Source organism: Paraburkholderia humisilvae, assembly GCF_902859855.1.
In the GTDB taxonomy this organism is placed as follows: Bacteria; Pseudomonadota; Gammaproteobacteria; order Burkholderiales; family Burkholderiaceae; genus Paraburkholderia; species Paraburkholderia humisilvae.
Map to the genome: position 1 here is coordinate 1 of NZ_CADIKH010000483.1, position 562 is coordinate 562.

Annotated in this window: 1 protein-coding gene; it reads left to right on the plus strand. The window is 64.8% G+C overall.

The features are described 5' to 3' along the window. Nucleotides 1-562: IS110 family RNA-guided transposase (locus HV796_RS43165; RefSeq protein WP_175233663.1), on the plus strand; the 562-nt coding region annotated here is incomplete at both ends.

Sequence of the window (562 nt, forward strand, 5' to 3'; positions counted from 1 at the left end):
AACGCGCCCAGCTCGTGCCGTTCTTCGCCAACCGGCCTGCGAGTCGCGTCGTCATGGAGGCCTGCGGCAGCGCCCATCACTGGGCCCGGGTCCTCGCGCGGCTCGGCCACGACGTACGGCTTATCGCCGCCCAGTTCGTGCGGCCATTCGTGAAGTCAAACAAGAACGATGCAGCCGATGCCGCGGCGATCTGGGAAGCTGCACAGCGTCCTGGCATGCGGTTCGTTGCCGTCAAGACCGAAGACCAGCAGGCCATGCTCGCGATGCACCGCATACGCCAGCAGCTGGTCCGGATGCGCGTCATGCAGATCAACCAGCTTCGCGGGTTGCTCTATGAGTTCGGCGTCGTGTTGCCGCAAGGCCGGCGGGCCTCGACCGAGGCAGCCAAAGCTGCCCTGGCCTCGCTAACCGAACAGTTACCCGCGATGCTGGCCGACAGCCTGCAGGATCAGCTTTCGCGGCTTCGAGCGCTCGACGAGCAGATCACACGGATCGAGCAGCGCATTCTCGAATGGCGTCGCAACGATGAGGCATGCAGACGCATCTCCGAAATTCCCGGCGT